Annotated in this window: 20 protein-coding genes; 12 read left to right on the forward strand and 8 right to left on the reverse strand. The window is 58.2% G+C overall.

Going from position 1 to position 20,736, the window contains the following annotated elements:
- Positions 1-69: 69 nt before the first annotated feature.
- Genes HMCN_RS0103145 through HMCN_RS0103155 form a run of 3 tightly spaced genes read left to right on the forward strand, consistent with a single transcriptional unit; the run spans position 70 to position 3,203 of the window.
- The gene (locus tag HMCN_RS0103145; protein ID WP_025916011.1) at positions 70-708 is read left to right on the forward strand and encodes a phosphatidylserine decarboxylase; all 639 of its coding nucleotides are present in this window, start codon (positions 70-72) and stop codon (positions 706-708) included.
- Between the two features lie 36 nt (positions 709-744).
- Positions 745-1,629, forward strand: a complete 885-nt coding sequence (gene pssA, locus HMCN_RS0103150; protein WP_025916012.1) for a CDP-diacylglycerol--serine O-phosphatidyltransferase — start codon at positions 745-747, stop codon at positions 1,627-1,629.
- A 29-nt stretch (positions 1,630-1,658) separates the two neighbouring features.
- Positions 1,659-3,203 (forward strand): 2-isopropylmalate synthase, encoded by a 1,545-nt coding sequence (locus HMCN_RS0103155; RefSeq protein WP_025916013.1) that lies wholly within the window; start codon positions 1,659-1,661, stop codon positions 3,201-3,203.
- 50 nt (positions 3,204-3,253) lie between these two features.
- Here the strand turns inward: HMCN_RS0103155 and HMCN_RS17200 are convergent, their stop codons facing one another.
- Entirely contained in the window at positions 3,254-3,889 is a 636-nt protein-coding gene (locus tag HMCN_RS17200; RefSeq protein ID WP_193366388.1) for a hypothetical protein, read from the reverse strand.
- Positions 3,890-4,037: 148 nt separating this feature from the next.
- On the opposite strand from HMCN_RS17200, the gene rpsO reads away from it, so the two are divergent.
- The 4 genes from rpsO to HMCN_RS17205 all read left to right on the forward strand — a co-directional run bounded on the left by rpsO (position 4,038) and on the right by HMCN_RS17205 (position 8,393).
- Complete coding sequence (gene rpsO, locus HMCN_RS0103165; RefSeq protein WP_025916014.1) at positions 4,038-4,307, forward strand: 30S ribosomal protein S15; 270 nt, start codon at positions 4,038-4,040, stop codon at positions 4,305-4,307.
- Positions 4,308-4,515: 208 nt separating this feature from the next.
- The gene (gene pnp / locus HMCN_RS0103170) at positions 4,516-6,645 is read left to right on the forward strand and encodes a polyribonucleotide nucleotidyltransferase (protein WP_025916015.1); all 2,130 of its coding nucleotides are present in this window, start codon (positions 4,516-4,518) and stop codon (positions 6,643-6,645) included.
- Between the two features lie 198 nt (positions 6,646-6,843).
- Positions 6,844-7,410 (forward strand): dCTP deaminase, encoded by a 567-nt coding sequence (dcd, locus tag HMCN_RS0103175; protein WP_025916016.1) that lies wholly within the window; start codon positions 6,844-6,846, stop codon positions 7,408-7,410.
- A gap of 218 nt (positions 7,411-7,628) precedes the next feature.
- The gene (locus HMCN_RS17205) at positions 7,629-8,393 is read left to right on the forward strand and encodes a YoaK family protein (protein WP_035625552.1); all 765 of its coding nucleotides are present in this window, start codon (positions 7,629-7,631) and stop codon (positions 8,391-8,393) included.
- Between the two features lie 42 nt (positions 8,394-8,435).
- Here the strand turns inward: HMCN_RS17205 and HMCN_RS0103185 are convergent, their stop codons facing one another.
- The 6 genes from HMCN_RS0103185 to HMCN_RS18505 form a co-directional block, all read right to left on the reverse strand.
- Positions 8,436-10,700 (reverse strand): arginine/lysine/ornithine decarboxylase, encoded by a 2,265-nt coding sequence (locus HMCN_RS0103185; RefSeq protein WP_025916017.1) that lies wholly within the window; start codon positions 10,698-10,700, stop codon positions 8,436-8,438.
- A gap of 219 nt (positions 10,701-10,919) precedes the next feature.
- Positions 10,920-11,402, reverse strand: coding sequence for a dihydrofolate reductase (locus HMCN_RS0103190; RefSeq protein WP_025916018.1), 483 nt, complete (start codon positions 11,400-11,402; stop codon positions 10,920-10,922).
- A 111-nt stretch (positions 11,403-11,513) separates the two neighbouring features.
- Complete coding sequence (locus tag HMCN_RS0103195) at positions 11,514-12,212, reverse strand: alpha/beta hydrolase (RefSeq protein WP_025916019.1); 699 nt, start codon at positions 12,210-12,212, stop codon at positions 11,514-11,516.
- Positions 12,213-12,288: 76 nt separating this feature from the next.
- Entirely contained in the window at positions 12,289-13,074 is a 786-nt protein-coding gene (locus tag HMCN_RS0103200) for a class III extradiol ring-cleavage dioxygenase (protein ID WP_193366389.1), read from the reverse strand.
- A gap of 22 nt (positions 13,075-13,096) precedes the next feature.
- Positions 13,097-13,507, reverse strand: coding sequence for a DoxX family protein (locus HMCN_RS0103205; protein WP_025916021.1), 411 nt, complete (start codon positions 13,505-13,507; stop codon positions 13,097-13,099).
- Positions 13,508-13,630: 123 nt separating this feature from the next.
- Complete coding sequence (locus HMCN_RS18505) at positions 13,631-13,807, reverse strand: DUF4148 domain-containing protein (protein ID WP_081801387.1); 177 nt, start codon at positions 13,805-13,807, stop codon at positions 13,631-13,633.
- A 150-nt stretch (positions 13,808-13,957) separates the two neighbouring features.
- On the opposite strand from HMCN_RS18505, the gene HMCN_RS0103215 reads away from it, so the two are divergent.
- Positions 13,958-14,851 carry a LysR family transcriptional regulator gene (locus HMCN_RS0103215; RefSeq protein WP_025916022.1) on the forward strand — a complete coding sequence of 298 codons (894 nt, stop codon included), beginning with the start codon at positions 13,958-13,960 and terminating at the stop codon, positions 14,849-14,851.
- Between the two features lie 12 nt (positions 14,852-14,863).
- Here the strand turns inward: HMCN_RS0103215 and HMCN_RS0103220 are convergent, their stop codons facing one another.
- A complete protein-coding gene (locus tag HMCN_RS0103220) occupies positions 14,864-15,658 on the reverse strand; it encodes a thymidylate synthase (protein ID WP_025916023.1) in 795 nt (264 codons plus the stop codon).
- 455 nt (positions 15,659-16,113) lie between these two features.
- Between HMCN_RS0103220 and kdpF the strand changes: the two genes are divergently transcribed.
- The 4 genes from kdpF to kdpC are packed head-to-tail and all read left to right on the forward strand — an operon-like array spanning position 16,114 to position 20,702.
- On the forward strand, positions 16,114-16,203 hold the full coding sequence (kdpF, locus tag HMCN_RS17210; protein ID WP_035625555.1) for a K(+)-transporting ATPase subunit F: 90 nt from the start codon (positions 16,114-16,116) through the stop codon (positions 16,201-16,203).
- Positions 16,203-18,008, forward strand: coding sequence for a potassium-transporting ATPase subunit KdpA (gene kdpA / locus HMCN_RS0103235; RefSeq protein ID WP_025916024.1), 1,806 nt, complete (start codon positions 16,203-16,205; stop codon positions 18,006-18,008). Before kdpF ends, kdpA begins: the two co-directional genes overlap by 1 nt.
- Before the next feature lie 42 nt (positions 18,009-18,050).
- Positions 18,051-20,117: a potassium-transporting ATPase subunit KdpB gene (kdpB, locus tag HMCN_RS0103240; RefSeq protein WP_025916025.1), complete on the forward strand. Its 2,067-nt coding sequence runs from the start codon at positions 18,051-18,053 to the stop codon at positions 20,115-20,117.
- A gap of 9 nt (positions 20,118-20,126) precedes the next feature.
- Positions 20,127-20,702 carry a potassium-transporting ATPase subunit KdpC gene (gene kdpC / locus HMCN_RS0103245; protein WP_025916026.1) on the forward strand — a complete coding sequence of 192 codons (576 nt, stop codon included), beginning with the start codon at positions 20,127-20,129 and terminating at the stop codon, positions 20,700-20,702.
- Positions 20,703-20,736: the final 34 nt, after the last annotated feature.

Consider the following 20,736-nt stretch of genomic DNA (forward strand, 5'->3'; position numbering starts at 1 on the left):
CATACACCGGACGCGGCCGATATTGGAATCACATCACGGGGCAAAACGCCCCGCTACCGGAGTCATTATTTGAACAATTATCCCCATCCGATCATCGCGCGCGAAGGCTGGCCGTTCTTGGCGATTGCCTTTGCCGTTGCCCTTGTTGTTAGTGCTTACTCAGTCGCGATCTCGATTCCGTTCTGGATCATTGCCTTGTTCGTGCTGCAATTCTTTCGCGATCCGGCCCGCGTCATTCCGCAGCAGCCGAATGCGGTCTTGTCTCCTGCCGATGGCCGGATCGTTGTGGTGGAAAAAGCGCATGATCCCTATGCCGGACGCGAAGCGCTTAAAATTAGTGTCTTCATGAATGTGTTCAACGTCCATTCGAATCGGGCACCGGTCGACGGCGAGATCGTGAACGTGCAATATTTCCCAGGAAAATTCGTCAATGCCGATCTCGACAAGGCTTCGATTGAAAATGAACGCAATGCGCTCACGATTACCGCCGCAAATGGTCAAACCGTTACCTGCGTCCAGGTAGCCGGGCTGATTGCACGCCGCATCCTGTGCTATGTCAAGACCGGCAACAGTTTGCGCCGCGGTCAGCGTTACGGTTTCATCCGTTTCGGTTCGCGCGTCGATGTCTACCTGCCGCTGAGTGCGAATCCTAAGGTCGCGGTCGGCGACAAGGTATCGGCGACAGAAACGATTTTGGCTGAGTTTTAATTCCAGCTGCATCAGGCAACACCAGAATGGAACGGCATGACAACCTTTAATCGTCGTAAAGCGAAAAGCAGCACCAATTTGTCGTTACGGGCGTTTCGTGCAAAAAAGAAATTGCTGCACGGCGCATTGCCGGACGACGAGGTGATTGCCGTGCGTCGCTTGCCGCGCCGCGGCATTTATCTGTTGCCGAATGCGTTCACGACTGCCGCATTGTTTTGCGGCTTTTACGCCATCGTAATGGCCATGAACCAGAAATTCGACCATGCATCGATTGCCATCTTTATCGCCATGGTGCTTGATAGCCTGGACGGCCGGGTTGCACGCCTGACGCATACTCAGAGCGAATTCGGCGCGCAGTACGACAGTTTGTCCGATATGGTGTCGTTTGGCGCCGCACCCGCTCTGGTGGTCTACGAATGGTCGTTGCGCGGCATGGGCAAACTCGGCTGGTTGGCCGCTTTCGTCTATTGCGCCGGGGCGGCCTTGCGCCTAGCCCGTTTCAATACCAATATCACGGTGGTGGACAAGCGCTATTTTCAGGGTTTGCCTAGCCCCGCCGCCGCCGCCCTGGTAGCCGGTTTTGTCTGGCTGATGGACGATTTGCGTTTTGCCGGTGCCGATTTAAACTGGTTTGCCTGGGCGATTACGCTGTCAGCCGGCCTGACGATGGTCACCAACGTGCCGTTCTACAGTTTCAAGGATATCAACTACCGCAAATCCGTTCCGTTCATCGCGCCTTTGCTGATCGTGCTGGCCTATGTTGCGGTATCAAGCGATCCGCCCAAGGTCTTGTTCGGCCTGTTCGTCTTGTATGGCCTGTCCGGATACGTGGTGTACTTCTGGCGTTTGTTCAAGGGCAAGCCGGTCAGCATCATTCAGACCGAAACGGAAACGCCCGAAGATGATATCGATATCAAATAAAAGCCTCGCCTCTTAATCAGGAGCATCGCATGACCGCTGCAGAAAAAATCATCATATTCGACACCACCTTGCGCGATGGCGAGCAATCGCCGGGCGCCTCGATGACCAAGGATGAAAAAATCCGCATCGCCAAGCAACTGGAGCGCATGCGCGTCGATGTCATCGAAGCCGGTTTCGCCGCCGCATCTCAAGGGGATTTCGAATCGATCAAGGCAATCTCCGGCATCGTCAAGGATTCCGTGATTTGTTCGCTATCGCGCGCCAATGACCGCGATATTGCACGTGCGGCGGAAGCGCTGGCGCCAGCCGAACGCAAGCGCATCCATACCTTCATCGCGACTTCGCCGTTGCACATGGAAAAAAAGCTGCGCATGACGCCGGACCAGGTGTTTGAGCAAGCCAGGCAGGCGGTGCGCTTTGCGCGGCAATTCACCGACGATATTGAATTCAGCCCGGAAGACGGCAGCCGTTCCGACATGGATTTCCTGTGCCGGATACTGGAGGCGGTGATTGCCGAAGGCGCCACCACCATCAATTTCGCCGATACCGTCGGCTATGGCGTGCCTGAGCTGTACGGTAACATGCTGAAAAACCTGCGGGAGCGGATTCCGAATTCCGACAAGGCAGTCTGGTCGGTGCATTGCCATAACGACCTGGGGATGGCAGTTGCCAATTCGCTGGCCGGAGTGATGATCGGCGGCGCGCGCCAGATCGAATGCACGATCAACGGCCTGGGCGAGCGGGCCGGCAACACTGCGCTGGAAGAAGTCGTGATGGCGTTGCGCACCCGCAAGGATTATTTCAACTTCGAAGTCGGCATCGACGCGACGCAAATCGTGCCGGCCTCCAAGCTGGTGTCGCAAATCACCGGCTTCGCGGTGCAGCCGAACAAGGCGATCGTCGGTGCCAATGCGTTTGCCCACGCCTCAGGCATCCATCAGGACGGCATCCTGAAGGCGCGCGATACCTATGAAATCATGCGCGCAGAAGATGTCGGCTTGTCGGCCAACAAGATTGTTCTGGGTAAATTGTCCGGGCGCAATGCATTCAAGCAGCGGTTGGATGATCTGGGCATCGGCCTCGATTCCGAAGCGGAAGTCAATGCTGCATTCACTCGCTTCAAGGAATTGGCTGATCGCAAATCCGATATTTTCGACGAAGACATTATTTCCCTGGTGTCGGACGAGCAGCAATCGCATGAAAAGGAGTGCTACCGGTTTGTCTCGCTGTCGCAGCATTCCGAAACCGGCGAGCGGCCGGTAGCCAAAATCGTATTCTCGATCGACGGCAAGGAAGCAGTCAGCGAAGGGCAGGGCAACGGCCCGGTCGACGCCACCGTCAACGCGATCGAGTCGGTTACGCAAAGCGGCGCCGAACTCTTGCTGTTCTCAGTCAATGCCATCACCACCGGCACCCAGTCCCAAGGCGAAGTCACCATGCGTCTGTCCAGGGCGGGACGTATCGTCAACGGCATCGGTGCGGACCCGGACATCGTGGTGGCGTCTGCCAAAGCGTATCTGTCGGCGTTGAACAAGTTGCAGTCGAAGTCGGAGAAGCTTAATCCGCAGTTGTGATGTCAATGCCGGACTGTGTAAAGCGGCGCAGCCGCAACTGCCCGCTTGCGCTATCCGCTGTGGAAATTGCCGGAGTATGTTGAAAAAATCCGACTTTCCGCATCATGTTGCTGAACTAAAAAATAATACAGGATGCGGTATATTTTTTTGACAGGCTTCACCGCATGCGATTGAAATGATGCTGGCTGAGCCGATCTTCCCGCGGCTCCAGCCATGTATCCGGTCCATTCATCATTTTTTTGCACGATGCCATGGCGATCGAAATGCACATGCATCATCGAATCCCATACCCCGTTCTCCTTGTAGCGGTAAGTCCATACCGTCAAGTCCGATAGCGATAGATATGAGGTTTCAGCCGGTTTGCCGAACGTGTGCAAAATATCCTGTTGTGTCGTTTCACCGATCTTTACCGTTGCGAACTTCTGCACCGTCAATACTTGTTCGTAGGATTTCAGATGTTTGTCGGCATCCAGTCGCGCCATGTAGGTTTGCTGCCCCCACGGGCCGTGCACATAGGCCAGGATGCTGTCGCTGCCGTCCTGATAGCGTGCGCTGGGTGTGCCCAGCTTGCCGATGACTTCCGTTTCGCTCTGACCCGGCGTTATGGGTGGCGCGCTCATGCTGGCGCAACCCGCCAGACTGATCAGGAGGCAAGTCAGCAAGGCTGATTTGGGCAATGTTTTCATTTGTTTTCCTCGCAGCGGTCAAGTATTTGAATGGGTTTGGCATTTCCGCTATAATGCGCGTCTGGTTTGATTTAAGACCAGATTTTTATTTATTTGTTCACGATGTGTAGGGTTGATTACTCTGTGCATCGCATGTTAAAGGTTTATCATGACTATCGAAAAAACAGCAAAAGCCGCCATTGTCGCCGACAATGCGCGCGCCCAGAACGACACCGGCTCCCCGGAAGTGCAAGTTGCGCTGCTGACCGCGCGCATCAATGACCTCAACGGCCATTTCAAGGCGCACGTCAAGGATCACCATTCCCGCCGCGGGTTGATCATGATGGTCAACCGCCGTAAAAGTCTGCTCTCCTACCTCAAGGGCAAGGATGTAAACCGCTATCGCGACCTGATTCAAAAACTCGGCTTGCGCAAATAAAGCAGTCAACGTTATTGCTACCAAATTGCCTGGAACGAAATGCCTGCGTCGGCTCGCTGACGTGGGCATTTCTTTTTTTGCGATTCTACAATGCAATAACGTTTCGGTGTAAAGCAAGAGGATGGCAGCTCAAAATTGACATGTCATCTGCGGTGAGGTGAACGACAGCGCCTGAAATTCTGTCGGCAATTAGAAAGAGGAACTCTCCATGTTTAATAAAGTCACTAAAACCTTCCAGTACGGCCAGCATCAAGTCACGCTCGAGACCGGCGAAATCGCCCGTCAAGCCTCTGGCGCAGTCATGGTGTCGATCGAAGATACCGTTGTGCTCGCAACCGTTGTGGCGCGTAAAGATGCCAAGCCCGGTCAGGATTTTTTTCCGCTGACCGTGGATTATGTAGAAAAGACCTATGCCGCCGGCCGTATTCCCGGCGGTTTTTTCAAGCGCGAAGGCCGTCCTTCGGAAAAAGAAACGTTAACCTCGCGTTTGATCGACCGCCCCATCCGTCCGCTGTTTCCTGAGGGCTACCTCAACGAAGTGCAGATCATCATCCACGTGCTGTCGGTCAATCCAGAAATCGATCCGGATATCGCGGCAATGATCGGCGCTTCAGCCGCGCTGAGCGTGGCCGGCCTGCCGTTCAACGGCCCGGTTGGCGCTGCGCGCGTCGGTTATATCGACGGTCAGTACGTGCTGAATCCGACTACGTTGCAGCTGGTTGGCTCCCAGATGAACCTGGTGGTTGCCGGTACCGAACTGGCGGTGTTGATGGTCGAATCCGAAGCGCAGCAATTGTCGGAAGAAGTCATGCTGGGCGCGGTGATGTTCGGTCATGAACAAATGAAGGCAGTCATCGACGCGATCCATGAACTGGTGCGCGATGGCGGCAAGCCGGAAGTGCAGTGGGCGCCTGCGGCCAGAAACGAGTCGCTGATTGCGGGCGTTACTGCAGTAGCCGAGCCGCTGTTGCGCGCTGCGTATCAGATTCGGGAAAAACAAGCACGTACCGCCAAGCTGAAGGAAGCGACCGCCAGCGTATCGGCAGCGTTGGCAGAGCAGGCGGCAGCGCGTGGCGAAGCAGCGCCGGATGCGGCTGAAGTCGGCAATATGCTGTTCGACCTTGAAGCCAAGATCGTGCGTTCCCAGATTCTGGACGGCGAGCCGCGCATCGATGGCCGCGACACCCGCACCGTGCGGCCGATTGCGATCCGCACCAGCGTGTTGCCGCGCACCCACGGCTCGGCATTGTTCACCCGCGGCGAAACCCAGGCTTTGGTGGTCGCCACGCTGGGCACCGCGCGCGACGAGCAGAAAATCGACGCCTTGATGGGCGAGTACGCCGATCGCTTCATGTTGCACTACAACATGCCTCCGTTCGCAACCGGCGAAACCGGCCGCGTCGGTACGCCGAAGCGGCGCGAGATCGGCCACGGCCGCCTGGCCAAGCGCGCATTGCTGGCAGCCTTGCCGGCGCCGGAAGATTTCAGCTACTCGGTGCGCCTGGTATCCGAAATCACCGAATCGAACGGCTCTTCCTCGATGGCGTCGGTCTGCGGCGGCTGTCTGGCGTTGATGGATGCCGGCGTGCCGATGAAGGCGCACGTGGCCGGCATCGCGATGGGCTTGATCAAGGAAGGCAACAAGTTTGCGGTGCTGACCGATATCCTGGGCGATGAAGATCACCTGGGCGACATGGATTTCAAAGTGGCCGGCACTGCGGAGGGCATCACCGCGCTGCAAATGGACATCAAGATCCAGGGCATCACCAGGGAAATCATGCAAGTCGCTTTGGCGCAAGCCAAGGAAGGCCGCATTCATATCCTGGGCAAGATGCAGGAAGCGGTACCGCACGGCAGCAAAACCGAGTTGTCCGACTTCGCGCCGCGCCTGATCACGGTCAAGATCAATCCGGAAAAAATCCGCGACGTGATCGGCAAGGGCGGCGCGGTCATCCGCGCGCTGACTGAAGAAACCGGCACCCAGATCGACATCAGCGACGAAGGCATCGTGACCATCGCATCGGTTGACGCCGCCGCCGGCCAGGAAGCCAAGCGTCGCATCGTGGAACTGACGGCCGAAGTCGAAGTCGGCAAAGTCTACGAAGGCACGGTTCTGAAATTGCTTGATTTCGGCGCGATTGTCCAGGTCATGCCGGGCAAGGACGGCTTGCTGCATATCAGCCAGATCGCCAACGAACGCGTCAATGCGGTCGCCGATTATCTGAAGGAAGGTCAGCAAGTCAAGGTCAAGGTGCTGGAAACCGATGACCGCGGCCGCCTGAAATTGTCGATGAAAGCCGCAGCGGCTGAAACCGGCGAAGCTGCGCCGCAGCAATAATCGCAGCAATAGCCGCAGCAATAATAAGCACCGCGTCCGTGCCGAGCCGCCCGTACTGTAAAGTCGGGCGGTTTTTTTGTTTGCGTCAGACTGCTTAGGCAGAAGGTGGCGCGTAGTAAAATCACAGATTGGCAATTCGAGCGGCGACACATGCGCTCGCGGCTTTTTATTCACCTTAGTTAAAATCGACCGTCCATTATGAGCATTAAATCCGACAAGTGGATCCGCCGCATGGCAGAGCAGCACGGTATGATCGAGCCTTTCGAGCCTGGTCAGGTGCGTGAGCAAAACGGCCACAAAATCGTTTCCTACGGCACCTCCTCCTACGGTTATGATATCCGCTGCGCCAATGAATTCAAGATTTTCACGAATATCAACAGCACCATCGTCGATCCGAAAAATTTCGATGAGAATTCTTTTGTCGATGTCAAAAGCGATGTTTGCATCATTCCGCCCAACTCGTTCGCATTGGCGCGCACCATCGAGTATTTTCGCATTCCGCGCAGCGTATTGACCATCTGCCTGGGAAAATCGACGTATGCGCGCTGCGGCATCATCGTCAACGTGACGCCGTTCGAGCCGGAATGGGAAGGTTATGTCACGCTGGAATTCTCCAACACCACACCGCTGCCGGCCAAGATCTACGCCGGCGAAGGCTGCGCGCAAGTGCTGTTTTTTGAAAGCGACGAGGTGTGCGAGACTTCCTACAAGGATCGCAATGGTAAATATCAGGGCCAGGTCGGCGTGACCTTGCCGAAGGCCTGAATTGCATGCGTGTAGAGCGGCAGGACGGGAGATATTTGCACTGCCCTTTGTGTCATGGCCTGCTAAATTCTTTCGTTTTTTGTGAAAATTAGGGAGTATGATTAAAAATTCGATATTCACGCATATTTCATATGCGGGACATAATAATACAGTGATATGTATATAGATTCGTGCTGCGCGCGCTCATGATGTTCCCGCTATCTTTACCCTGATGTAACATGCCGATTCCCTATCTGCGTCGCTTGACGGGCAAGGAGCGCAATGCGGTGTCGAACCGGCATCTCGGTTTTTCGCTCGCTTTCATTGCCGGCGCCATCAATGCCGGCGGATTTTTTGCGGTCGATCAGTACACCTCGCATATGACCGGCATCGTCTCCGCGATGACCGACGATCTGGCGCTGGGTAATCTTGGACTGGCGCTGGCCGGATTGGGGGCGCTGTTGTCGTTCATGTGCGGCGCGGCCTGTTCGGCAATATTCATCAATTGGGCGCGGCATCGGAAATTGCAGAGCGAATATGCGCTGTCGCTGATGCTGGAAGCCGGTCTGCTGCTGTGTTTCGGACTGATGGGCAGTACGCTATCGCTGCGTACCGGCCTGTTTGTGCCGGTCACGGTGATGCTGCTGTGCTTCATCATGGGCTTGCAAAACGCGATCATCACCAAGCTGTCGCATGCCGAAATCAGGACTACTCATGTCACCGGCCTGGTGACCGACATCGGCATCGAACTGGGAAAATTGCTGTATTGGAACAAAACCCACCGCCCGGGCGAGGCCGACCACGTCAAGTCGAACCTGCCCAGGCTGCGCCTGCTGAGCACGCTATTGCTGATGTTTTTTTGCGGCGGCGTCACCGGCGCGCTCGGCTTCAAGCATGTCGGGTTCATTTCGACCATGCCACTGGCGCTGGTGTTGATGCTGTTTGCGCTGGTTCCGGTGCTCGATGACATCAAGAGCATCCTGCGCCGCTACTGGATCAGATAGCGGCTTGCCGGGAACCGGACCGGCTCCCGGGCTGCCGCCGCGTTACTGCCGCACGCAATCGACGTAGTAGCACAGCTTGCCGCCCACTTCGCCCTTGACCAGGCCATGCACATCGGTTTCGAAGCCGGGGAATTTCTCGTTGAAATCACGCGCGAAGCGCAGGTAATCGACGATGATCTTGTTGAAGCGCTCGCCCGGGATCAACAGCGGGATGCCGGGCGGGTAGGGCGTCAGCAGGATCGAGGTGACGCGGCCTTCGAGTTCCTCGATCGGCACCCGGTCGATTTCGCGGTGCGCCATCTTGGCGAAGGCGTCGCTCGGTTTCATCGCCGGCTGCATGTCGGACAGGTACATCTCGGTGGTCAGGCGCGCGACGTCGTATGCCTTGTAGGTTTCGTGGATTTGCTGGCACAGGTCGCGCAAGCCCATCTGTTCGTAGCGCGCATTCTTGCCGTTGTTGGCGGCGGCGAACTCGGGCAGGATGCGCCAGATCGGCTGGTTCTTGTCGTAATCGTCCTTGAACTGCTGCAGCGCGGTCAAGAGCGTATTCCAGCGGCCTTTGGTGATGCCGATGGTAAACATGATGAAGAACGAATACAGCCCGCATTTTTCGATGATGACGCCGTGCTCGGCCAGGTATTTTGTGACGATCGAAGCCGGGATGCCGGATTCGCCGAACTTGCCGTCGATCGACAGGCCCGGCGTGACGATGGTGGCCTTGATCGGGTCCAGCATGTTGAAGCCCGGCGCCAGCTTGCCGAAGCCGTGCCAGGTATCCTCGGCCTTGATCACCCAGTCTTCGCGCGAGCCGATGCCGTCCTCGGCGAAGTGGTCCGGGCCCCAGACCTGGAACCACCAGTCCTGGCCCCATTCGTCGTCGATCTTTTTCATCGCGCGGCGGAAATCCAGCGCTTCCAGGATCGATTCTTCCACCAGCGCGGTGCCGCCCGGCGCTTCCATCATCGCGGCGGCCACGTCCAGCGAGGCGATGATCGAGTATTGCGGCGAGGTCGAGGTGTGCATCAGGTACGCTTCATTGAATGCATCCTTGTCGAGCTTGACCGACTCCGACTCGCGCACCAGGATCTGCGACGCCTGCGACAGGCCGGCCAGCAGCTTGTGGGTTGATTGGGTCGAGAAGATCATCGATTCCCTGGCGCGCGGCCGGTCCTTGCCGATTGCGTGCATGTCCTTGTAGAAGTCGTGGAAGGTGGCGTGCGGCAGCCAGGCTTCGTCGAAATGCAGCGTGTCGATCTTGCCGTCGAGCATGTTTTTCAGGGTTTCGACGTTGTACACCACGCCATCGTAGGTCGATTGCGTGATGGTCAGGATGCGCGGTTTCTTGTTCTTCGCCTGACGTGCGAACGGGTTGGCCTCGATCTTCTTCTGGATGCTTTCGAGCGTGAATTCTTCCAGCGGGATCGGGCCGATGATGCCCAGGTTGTTGCGGGTCGGCATCAGGAATACCGGAATCGCGCCGGTCATGATGATCGCGTGCAGGATCGATTTGTGGCAGTTGCGGTCGACCACCACGATGTCGCCTGGCGCCACCGTCGAGTGCCAGACCATCTTGTTGCTGGTGCTGGTGCCGTTGGTGACGAAGTAGCAATGGTCGGCATTGAAGATGCGCGCGGCGTTGCGTTCGCTTGCTGCGACCGGACCGGTATGGTCGAGCAGCTGGCCGAGTTCCTCTACCGCGTTGCAGACGTCGGCACGCAGCATGTTCTCGCCGAAGAACTGGTGGAACATCTGGCCGATCGGCGACTTCAGGAACGCCACCCCACCCGAATGGCCGGGGCAGTGCCAGGAATAGGAGCCGTCCTGCGCGTAATGCACCAGCGCGCGGAAGAACGGCGGCGCCAGGCCGTCCAGGTAGGCCTTGGCTTCGCGGATGATGTGGCGCGCGACGAATTCCGGCGTGTCTTCGAACATGTGGATGAAGCCGTGCAGTTCGCGCAGGATGTCGTTCGGGATGTGGCGCGAGGTGCGGGTTTCGCCGTACAGGTAGATCGGGATGTCGGCGTTCTTGTAACGGATTTCCTCGACGAAGGCGCGCAGCGATTTCAGCGCGTGATTGGTTTCTTCGAGCGAACCGCCGCCAAATTCTTCGTCGTCGATCGACAGGATGAAGGCCGAAGCGCGGCTTTGCTGCTGCGCAAACTGGGACAGGTCGCCGTAGCTGGTGACGCCGACCACTTCCATGCCTTCCTGCATCATCGCGTCGGCTAACGCGCGGATGCCCAGGCCGGAAGAATTCTCTGAACGGAAATCTTCGTCAATGATGACGATCGGGAAGCGGAATTTCATGAGGTCTCCAATACCATCGGATTACGCGGGAGACGCCTGGGCCAGTCGTGGCGAATCCAAGTTGCCACTCCGCTTGCGCGCCGAAAAATTTAAGAACGGATTTTCCCAGATATGCGGGGCGATGGGGAAAAAAATAGCCCTGGAAATCGTCAGAACGGAAAAACGTCATTTTGAAGCCACGAAACGGCGCTGCGGGACCTGAATTTACCTGACAGGTTGCTAACGTCTTTGATATGTCACGAACGCATAGTCAAAGTCGTTTTCGGTGTCATGGTGCTGCTCACGGGCAACTTCGATCCAGTCCCGGGCGGAAATCGGCGGGAAAAAAGTGTCGCAATCGAAACTTTTGCCGATTTCGGTCACGATCAGGCGCTGCACCAGCGGCAGCGTTTCGGTAAAAATCTGCGCGCCGCCAATGACGAAGGCTTCCGCAGTCCCCACCATGTGCAGCGCGGCGGCAATCGAGTCGACAGTCTCGACCCCGTCGCAGCGCCAGTCCGGGTTGCGGCTGATGACGATGTTGCGCCGGTTCGGCAGCGGCCGGCCGATCGAATCGAAGGTTTTGCGGCCCATGATGATCGGATGGCCGGACGTGATGCGCTTGAAGTGCGCCAGGTCTGCCGGCAAGCGCCAGGGCAGGGTGTTGTGAATGCCGATCCCGCGCTGGGAATCGGTGGCGACGATGATGGTCAGTGTGCTCATGGCGTGGCTGGCTTTTGGCTGGAACGACGCAAGGATACCAGAGACGATCATTCAGGCTGACTGCTCCGCTGGGGCGGTTGAGGCGCGTCCTGGTGCATGCTTATGCCTGTTTTATGCCCGTTCTGCATCGATTTGCTTTTTTATCCACAGGCAGAAGCCTTGCTGCATGGTTTCGTTAAATTCATGGCCAGCCGGATATTCATGATAATCGAGCGCTACGCCTTGTTCGTTTAACAATCGTTGCGAGTGGCGGGCAAAGTCAATCGATAATTTTTGGTCGTGCAGGCCGTGCGACACATAGCCACGCAATCCACTCAAGCTTTCCCTGTCCGCCATTATCGGTGCAATTTCTGGCAGTATCCGCCCGCTCAAAATGCCGAACCCGCTCACCTTGTCGGGCCGGGTCAAGGCCACACTCGCGCTCATGATGCCGCCTTGGCTGAAACCGGCGATCCATATCCGGTCCGGATCAACGTTGTGCGCGTCGGGCAGGCCGCCGATGAAGTCGATCAGCGCTTGGCGCGATTGTTCAGCCTGGGCCGGGTTGATCACCGGCCCTGTAGTGGTGAAATTGACGGTAAACCACCCGAATTGGGCCGGACCGAATGCAATTGGGCCGCGCGGAAGAACGACCAGCAGGCGCGGATCCTGGCGCAAGCCAAGCTCGGCCAAGCCGGCCTCGTTGGCGCCTACGCCATGCAGCAGGATCAGGCATGGCGCGCGGTCTGCGGCAGCGTTTTGAGGGGGGCGCACACGATGCGCAAGCGGCAACCCAGTATGCGTGATTACGTTGTCAATAGAATTTTGCATGATGGTCTTATGTGAAGTTTAGATTGCCTGTTCAGGGGGGATGCGTGTTCTGCTGATGGCTATCGCCGGTGTTGTCTCATGAGAAAGCATAGGCATCCATCGCGAGCGCCCCGTACTCGTAACTGGCATGGATGCGCTGCGCGTTCGCATCCGCGCCGGCTGCGCCCAGCGCAACGAACAGCGGCAACAGATGTTCTTCGGTCGGATGATTACGTACGGCAAACGGAGCTTGCCGCCGGTAGTCGAACAGCGCGTCACGCTGGTTGCCGTGCAAGCGGCTCATCATCCATGCATCAAATTCGCTGACCCAGCCGGGTACGCTTGCATCGATCGGCTTGCCCCAGAATTCATGCAGATTGTGCGTCAGCGAGCCGGATCCGATGATGAGTGCGCCCTGATCGCGTAACGGCGCCAGCGCCTGCCCGATCCGGTAGTGGTCGGCGGGAGTCGCGCCGCGTACCAGCGAGATCTGCATGGTTGGAATAGCGGCGTCCGGATACATCAAACTGAGCGGCACCCAGGCACCGTGATCGAGTCCGCGCTCCGCACTGCGCTGCACCGGCAAGCCCGCCTGCTCCAGCAACCTGGTTGCCCGTGCCGCCACCTCGGGTGCTCCTTGTGCCGGATATTCGATCTCGCCCAGGGCGGCTGGAAAACCGCCGAAGTCATGGATGGTTGCAGGCTCGGCGGCAAAACTCGCTGCTGGAGCGCCCATCGCTTCCCAATGGGCCGAGACCGCCACAATGGCTGTCGGGCGGGGCAGCGTTTTGCCTAGTTCCAGCAAAAAACGGCGCGCCGGGCTATCCAGGATCGCCAGCATCGGCGAGCCGTGGGAGACGAATAAGGTCGGTAGCTTGATCATGATGTCGTTCCGCAAATACTGCTCAAGCAACTTTCGGATTGGCGCGTGTTACTGCAAAGCGGCCGTCTCCCAGCAAGAACTGCACGAACAACATCGCAGCCCAGAATGCCGGATATTCCCAGCCGCCGCCCTTGTTGCCGAATTGCCAGCCGTTGGCGCCGTGCACGGTGACGATTGCGCCGAGCAGGACCGGAATCAGCGCCAAGGCGACGTAACGCGCATGGAACCCGGCGATCAGCGCAACGCCGCCGGCCAGTTCGACAAATGTGGTCAGGTAGGCGAGCCATCCGGGCAATCCCAGCGACTGAAAAAATTCTGCTGCGCCGGGCAGGGTAAATACCAGCCACTTGAGCAGGCTGTGCGCAATGAACAGGATGCCGAGGCTGACCCTGAGCAGCAGCGCAGCGTAGGGTGCGGTTTTTTGGTCGATCATGATGCTATCCTTTTCGAGAAAGTTATTCATTGGGGCGGAACTTGGCCTGTCGCAGCCAAGCTGCCGCCTCAAACTGTCCGGCTGGAAATTTTCCGGTCCGGATGCCCGGTTCTGCTACCAAAACTATGGGCGCTGGAATGTCGGCAGGCCGTCTTTGCGCGCCTGCAGCAACTCCGCAATGACTTCGGCCCGTGTTTTTGTCGATGTGAACGCAACTTCAGGCGGATAGGCAACTTCAGCCATTGCTGAACCGGTTGCTGCAATCAAGGTAATGGTGGCGACGAATTTTTTGGTGTTCATTTTTAAATCTCACAAAGTTCAAGTTGAGGAAAGGAATCCGTGCTCAGGTCGCTGCAGTTCCCGCCGTTGATTGAACTATAGTCGTCTTCATTTGATTGATAAATTAGCTAATATGAAATATATTATTTCTTATTTGTTGATAAAATACCGATGGACACACTGATCAGCATGCGAGTTTTTGCGAATGTCGTTGAGGCCGGCAGTTTTTCCGGGGCGGCGGATCGGCTCGATATGTCCAGGGCGATGGCCTCCAAATATGTGATTAATTTGGAAGACCACCTCGGTACGCGGCTGCTGAACCGGACCACCCGGCGCTTGAGCCTGACCGAATCCGGAACCGCGTATTACGAGCGCTGCGTGCAGATTATTTCCGATGTGCAGGAGGCCGAGCAGGCGGCGGGTCAACTCACCAGCACGCCGCGCGGAACCATCAAGATCACCATGCCGGTTGCCTACGGATTGCACCGGCTGGGCCCGGTGATTGCCGACTATGTGCACCGGTATCCGGAAGTGAAACTGGACATTTCCCTCAATGACCGCCGGCTTGATCTGGTTGAGGAAGGGTTTGATCTGGCGATTAGGATCGGGACTTTGCCCGAATCGGGATTAATCGCCCGCAAACTTGCAGTTGACCGGATGGTCGCCTGTGCCTCGCCTGCGTATTTGGTTCAGCATGGCATCCCCAAAGTGCCGGCCGATCTGGCCCGGCATTCCTGCCTGGGTTACGCGTATACCAGCAGCGGCGACGAGTGGCACCTCAGGAGCGATGCGATGGATGCGCCGATTCGGATTGCCGGGTCGATCAAGGCCAACAATGGCGACATGCTGCGGCTGGCGGCGTGCAACGGTGCGGGGATAGTTTTTCAGCCGCTGTTCATCGTCCAGGACGATTTGCAGGCGGGCCGTCTGGTGCCGATACTCGGCGAGTACACGTCGATTGATCTCGGCATTTATGCGATTTATCCAAGCCGCAAGCATCTGTCGGCAAAAGTGCGCACCTTTGTGGACTTCCTGGTAGCGCGGCTCGGCGCCGCGCCGGACTGACCGTGAAGCCTGCTAGACCGCTACTGCGGCCTTGATGTGGGGGTGCGACTGGTAGCCGGCAATCTCGAAATCATCGAATTGGTAATCGAAGATCGAATCCGGCCGGCGCTTGATCTGCAGTTGCGGCAGCGCAAACGGAGTGCGCGACAGCTGTTCGCGTACCTGCTCCAGATGGTTCGAGTACAGGTGGCAATCGCCGCCGCTCCAGATGAAGTCGCCCGCTTCCAGCCTGGCCTGCTGCGCCATCATGTGCGTCAGCAGCGCGTAGGAGGCGATGTTGAACGGCACCCCCAGGAAGATGTCGGCGCTGCGCTGATACAGCTGGCACGACAGCTTGCCGTCAGCCACGTAGAACTGGAACAGGCAATGGCAGGGCGGCAGCTTCATCTGCGGGATGTCAGCCACGTTCCAGGCCGAGACGATCATCCGGCGCGAATCCGGATTGTGGCGGATCTGCTCCATCACCTGCGCGATCTGGTCGATGTGGGCGCCGTCCGGCGCCGGCCAGTTGCGCCACTGGTAGCCGTAGATCGGTCCCAGGTTGCCTTCTGCATCGGCCCAATCGTCCCAGATCGAGACGCCGTTGTCTTTCAGGTAAGCGATATTGGTGGAGCCGGCCAGAAACCAGATCAGTTCGTGGATGATCGATTTCAGGTGCGCCTTCTTGGTCGTGATCAGCGGAAAGCCTTGCTGCAGGTCAAAGCGCATCTGGTAGCCGAATACCGAGCGGGTGCCGGTGCCGGTGCGGTCGGTTTTGACGCTGCCATGTTCATAGACATGGCGCATGAAGTCGAGGTATTGGCGCATGGGAGTGGCGAGTAAATGAGTGGCGCGATTATATATCGGTACTTCCGGTCTGTCGGTCAGGCCGATGCGCAGGGTTTTCAATTAATTCTTTAAATCTTGGAGTATTTTTTTTACTGCATATAAATAAAGACGGTAAATGCCATTTTTATGGCAATACTCCATAGGTAAGATGAAATCTGCCGGACGTGCTCCCGGTGATTTTCAGGTGCAGGCGTGATTTTTCAAAAATGCATGGCGGCGCGTTGATTCATGCGATTTTTACGCTTTCTTTACGCCGGCGCAATCGATCTATACAAAATTTTTAGACCATTCCAGCTACTCTGAACATTATCAAAACAAACCTGAATGAGGGTGATGATGGACATCCTGGATGTTGTATATGTCGGCGCAATTGTGGCGTTGATTGCCGTCAGCTGCGCATTTGCCGCAGGCTGCGACAGGCTGGGGGAGCGGCCATGAACACGTTTTATATCGTCGGCGCGGTGGTGGCGGCCGGCCTGCTGGTGTATCTGGTGGTCGCGTTGCTGAAAGCGGAGGATCTGTGATGACAACCCAATCGTTGCTGTTGCTCGTCGCCTTTCTGGTCGTGCTGCTGGCGCTGTCCTATCCGTTGGGCCTGTATCTGACCAGGGTCGGCGAGGATAAGCCTATTCGCGGCCTCGGCTGGCTGGCAAAAATCGAACACCTGCTGTACCGCAGCGCCGGCGTCGCACCAGGGTCTGGCATGGGCTGGAAAAGCTATGCGATCGCGCTGCTGGTGTTCAATGGCGTCGGCGCGCTGTTCGTGTATGCGGTGCAGCGCCTGCAACTGTGGCTGCCGGGCAATCCGCAAGGATTCGCCAATGTCAGCTCCGACTCCGCCTTCAATACGGCAGTCAGCTTCGTCAGCAATACCAACTGGCAGGGTTACGGCGGCGAATCGACGATGAGCTACCTGAGCCAGATGCTGGCGCTGACCGGGCAAAACTTCTTCTCGGCGGCGACCGGCATGGCTGTCGCGTATGCATTGATCCGTGGCTTTTCCTCGCGCTCATCCAAGTCGATCGGCAATTTCTGGATCGACATCACGCGCAGCACGCTGTATGTGTTGCTGCCGCTGGCAGTACTGTTCGCGGTGTTCCTGATGGGGCAGGGCGTGATCCAGAATTTCTCCGCTTACAAGGAGGTGACGCTGATCGATCCGGTCAGCTATACGCAACCGAAAGCCGGGCCTGACGGCCAGCCCTTGAAAGATGCGGCCGGCATGCCGGTGCTGGAAACCCTGACCGCCCGGACCCAGACGCTGGCGATGGGCCCGGTCGCCTCGCAGGAAGCGATCAAGATGCTCGGCACCAACGGCGGCGGCTTTTTCAATGCCAACTCGGCCCATCCTTATGAGAATCCGACCCCGCTTTCCAACTTTGTCCAGATGCTGTCGATTTTCCTGATCCCGGCCGGGCTGTGCTTCGCGTTCGGCCGCATGGTGGGCGACATCCGGCAAGGCTGGGCGGTGCTGGGCGCGATGACGGCGATTTTCGTGGTGACCACGGTGGTGGTGCTGATCGCCGAGCAGCACGCGCATCCGGCCTTGCAGGCGCTCGGCATCGATCAGGCCGCCAGCGCGCTGCAATCGGGCGGCAATATGGAAGGCAAGGAAACCCGTTTCGGCATTAGCGCGTCGGCCCTGTTTGCCGCGATCACCACCGCCGCCTCGTGCGGTGCAGTCAATGCTATGCATGACTCCTTCATGCCGCTGGGCGGCCTGGTGCCTTTAGTGTTGATGCAGTTCGGCGAAGTGGTTTTCGGCGGGGTCGGTTCCGGTCTGTACGGGATGCTGATCTTCGCGATTCTGGCAGTCTTCATCGCCGGCCTGATGATAGGACGCACGCCGGAATACCTGGGCAAGAAGATCCAGTCCTTCGATATCAAGATGGCGTCGATCGCGATCCTGGTGACGCCGACACTGGTGCTGGCCGGGACCGCGATCGCGCTGATGGCCGATCCGGGCAAGGCCGGCATCCTCAACCCCGGAGCGCACGGTTTTTCGGAAATCCTGTACGCGTTCAGTTCGGCCGCCAATAACAACGGCAGCGCGTTTGCCGGACTGTCGGCCAACACGCCGTTCTACAACGTCATGCTGGCGATTGCGATGTGGTTCGGCCGCTTTGCGATGATCGTGCCGATCCTGGCGGTAGCCGGTTCCTTGGCGGCGAAAAAACGGCTGGAAGTAAATGCCGGCACCATGCCCACGCACGGCCCACTGTTCGTCGCGCTGCTGGTCGGGGTGGTGGTGCTGGTCGGCGTGCTCAATTACGTGCCGGCGCTGGCGCTGGGTCCGATCGTCGAACATCTCCAACTGTATCCACATTAAGAGGCGGCCAATATGCAAATGTCAGAACCCAAGGCAGCCGGCATGTCACGCAAACGTCTGACGCTGTTCGATGCCGCACTGATCGCCCCGGCCATCATCGATGCATTCAAGAAACTGGATCCGCGCACCCAATGGCGCAATCCGGTGATGTTCGTGGTGTATGTCGGCAGCATTATCACTACCCTGCTGTTCATTCAAGCGCTGCGGGGTACGGGCGAAGCCAGCCCGGGCTTCATTCTCGCCATTTCCGCATGGCTGTGGGTCACCGTGCTGTTTGCCAACTTCGCCGAGTCGCTGGCCGAAGGCCGCAGCAAGGCGCAGGCGGCCTCGCTGCGCGGCCTGAAGCAGGTTGTGATCGGCAAGAAGCTGCAGCAGCCGCACCACGGCAGCAGCTGGCTGCCGGCCAATGCCAGCGACCTGCGCAAGGGTGATGTGATTCTGGTTGAAGCCCATGACGTGATCCCGATCGATGGCGAGGTCATAGAAGGCGTGGCCTCGGTCGATGAAAGCGCGATCACCGGAGAATCGGCACCGGTGATCCGCGAATCGGGCGGCGATTTTTCCGCCGTCACCGGCGGCACCCGGATCGTGTCCGATTGGCTGGTGGTACGGGTCTCGGTCAATCCGGGCGAAGCCTTTATCGACCGCATGATCGCGATGGTCGAAGGCGCAAAACGGCAGAAGACGCCGAATGAAATCGCGCTGACGATCCTGCTGGTGGCGCTCACCATCATCTTCCTGCTGGTGACGGTGACGCTGCTGCCGTTTTCGCTGTTCTCTGTGGAAGCGGCCAAGTCGGGCGCGCCGATCACGATGACGGTGCTGATCGCGCTGCTGGTGTGCCTGATTCCGACCACCATCGGCGGCCTGTTGTCGGCCATCGGCGTGGCCGGCATGAGCCGCATGATGCAGGCCAATGTGATCGCCACGTCCGGCCGCGCAGTCGAAGCCGCCGGCGACGTCGATGTGCTGTTGCTGGACAAGACCGGCACCATTACGCTCGGTAACCGGCAGGCATCCGCCTTCATGCCGGCGCCCGGCGTGACCGAACAGCAATTGGCCGATGTCGCGCAACTGGCTTCGCTGGCCGATGAAACACCGGAGGGACGCAGTATCGCGATCTTGGCGAAGCAGCGCTTCAACATCCGTGAACGCGCGATGGAAGCGCTGCATCCGGCGTTCGTGCCGTTCTCGGCGCAGACCCGCATGAGCGGCGTCGATATCGGCGCGCGTGCGATCCGCAAAGGGGCAGCCGATTCGATGAAGAGCTATGTTGAAGCTCTGGGTTTCCCTTATCCTGCCGAAGTCGGCAAAGTGGTGGACGATATTGCGCGCCGTGGCAGCACGCCGCTGGTGGTGGTCGATGGCGGCCGCGTGATGGGCGCGGTCGAACTCAAGGATATTGTCAAGGGCGGCATCAGGGAGCGTTTTGCCGAATTGCGCCGGATGGGGATCAAGACAGTGATGATCACCGGCGACAACAAGCTGACTGCGGCGGCGATTGCGGCCGAAGCGGGGGTTGATGATTTCCTGGCCGAAGCTACGCCGGAGGACAAGCTGAAACTGATCCGCAGCTACCAGTCCGAAGGCAGACTGGTGGCGATGACCGGCGACGGCACCAACGATGCGCCGGCGCTGGCGCAGGCCGATGTCGCGGTGGCGATGAACAGCGGTACGCAGGCGGCCAAGGAAGCCGGCAATATGGTCGACCTGGATTCGAATCCGACCAAGTTGCTGGAGATCGTCGAGATCGGCAAGCAGATGCTGATGACGCGCGGTTCGTTGACCACGTTCTCGATCGCCAACGACATCGCCAAGTATTTCGCGATCATTCCGGCCGCTTTCGTGACCACCTATCCGCAATTGAAGGCGCTCGATATCATGCATCTGGCCAGCCCGTCGTCGGCCATCATGTCGGCGGTGATTTTCAATGCGCTGGTGATCGTGGTCCTGATCCCGCTGGCATTGAAGGGCGTGCGTTACCGTGCGATCGGCGCCGCTTCGCTGTTGCGCCGCAATCTGCTGATCTATGGCCTGGGTGGCATTCTGGTGCCGTTTGCAGGGATCAAGCTGATCGATGTCGTACTGACTGTTTTACATCTCGTTTAGGAAACCGACATGAAATCCATTTTTCGACCTGCATTGGTGCTGTTTGCCGCGCTGACACTGATGTGCGGTGTGTTGTATCCATTCGCGATCAGCGGCATCGGGCAAGCGGCTTTTGCCGCTCAGGCCGGCGGCAGTCTGGTGCTGCGCGATGGCCAGCCGGTCGGCTCTGCGCTGATCGGCCAGGCGTTTTCCTCTGCCCGCTATTTCTGGGGACGGCCATCGGCCACCGGCCCGATGCCGAACAACGCAACATCATCCGGCGGCTCCAATCTCGGCCCGGCCAATCCGGCCCAGATCGATGCGGTGAAAGGGCGGATCGAGGCATTGAAAGCCGCCGATCCGGCCAACGCGGCGCCGATTCCGGTCGATCTGGTGACCGCTTCCGGCAGCGGACTGGACCCGGAAATCAGTCTGGCTGGCGCCTATTACCAGGCCGCGCGCATTGCGCGTGAACGCAAGTTGACTGTCGAGCAAGTGCGCAGCATGATTGCAGAACGCAGCCAGCCACAGTATTTCGGTTTCTTCGGCGAACCGAGGGTGAATGTGCTGGCGCTCAATCTTGCGCTCGACCAGGGCCAATATTAATTCGGCACGATGTACTTCATCGTGTCCCGTTCTC

This window comes from Herminiimonas sp. CN (genome assembly GCF_000622895.1).
GTDB lineage: Bacteria > Pseudomonadota > Gammaproteobacteria > Burkholderiales > Burkholderiaceae_D > AVCC01.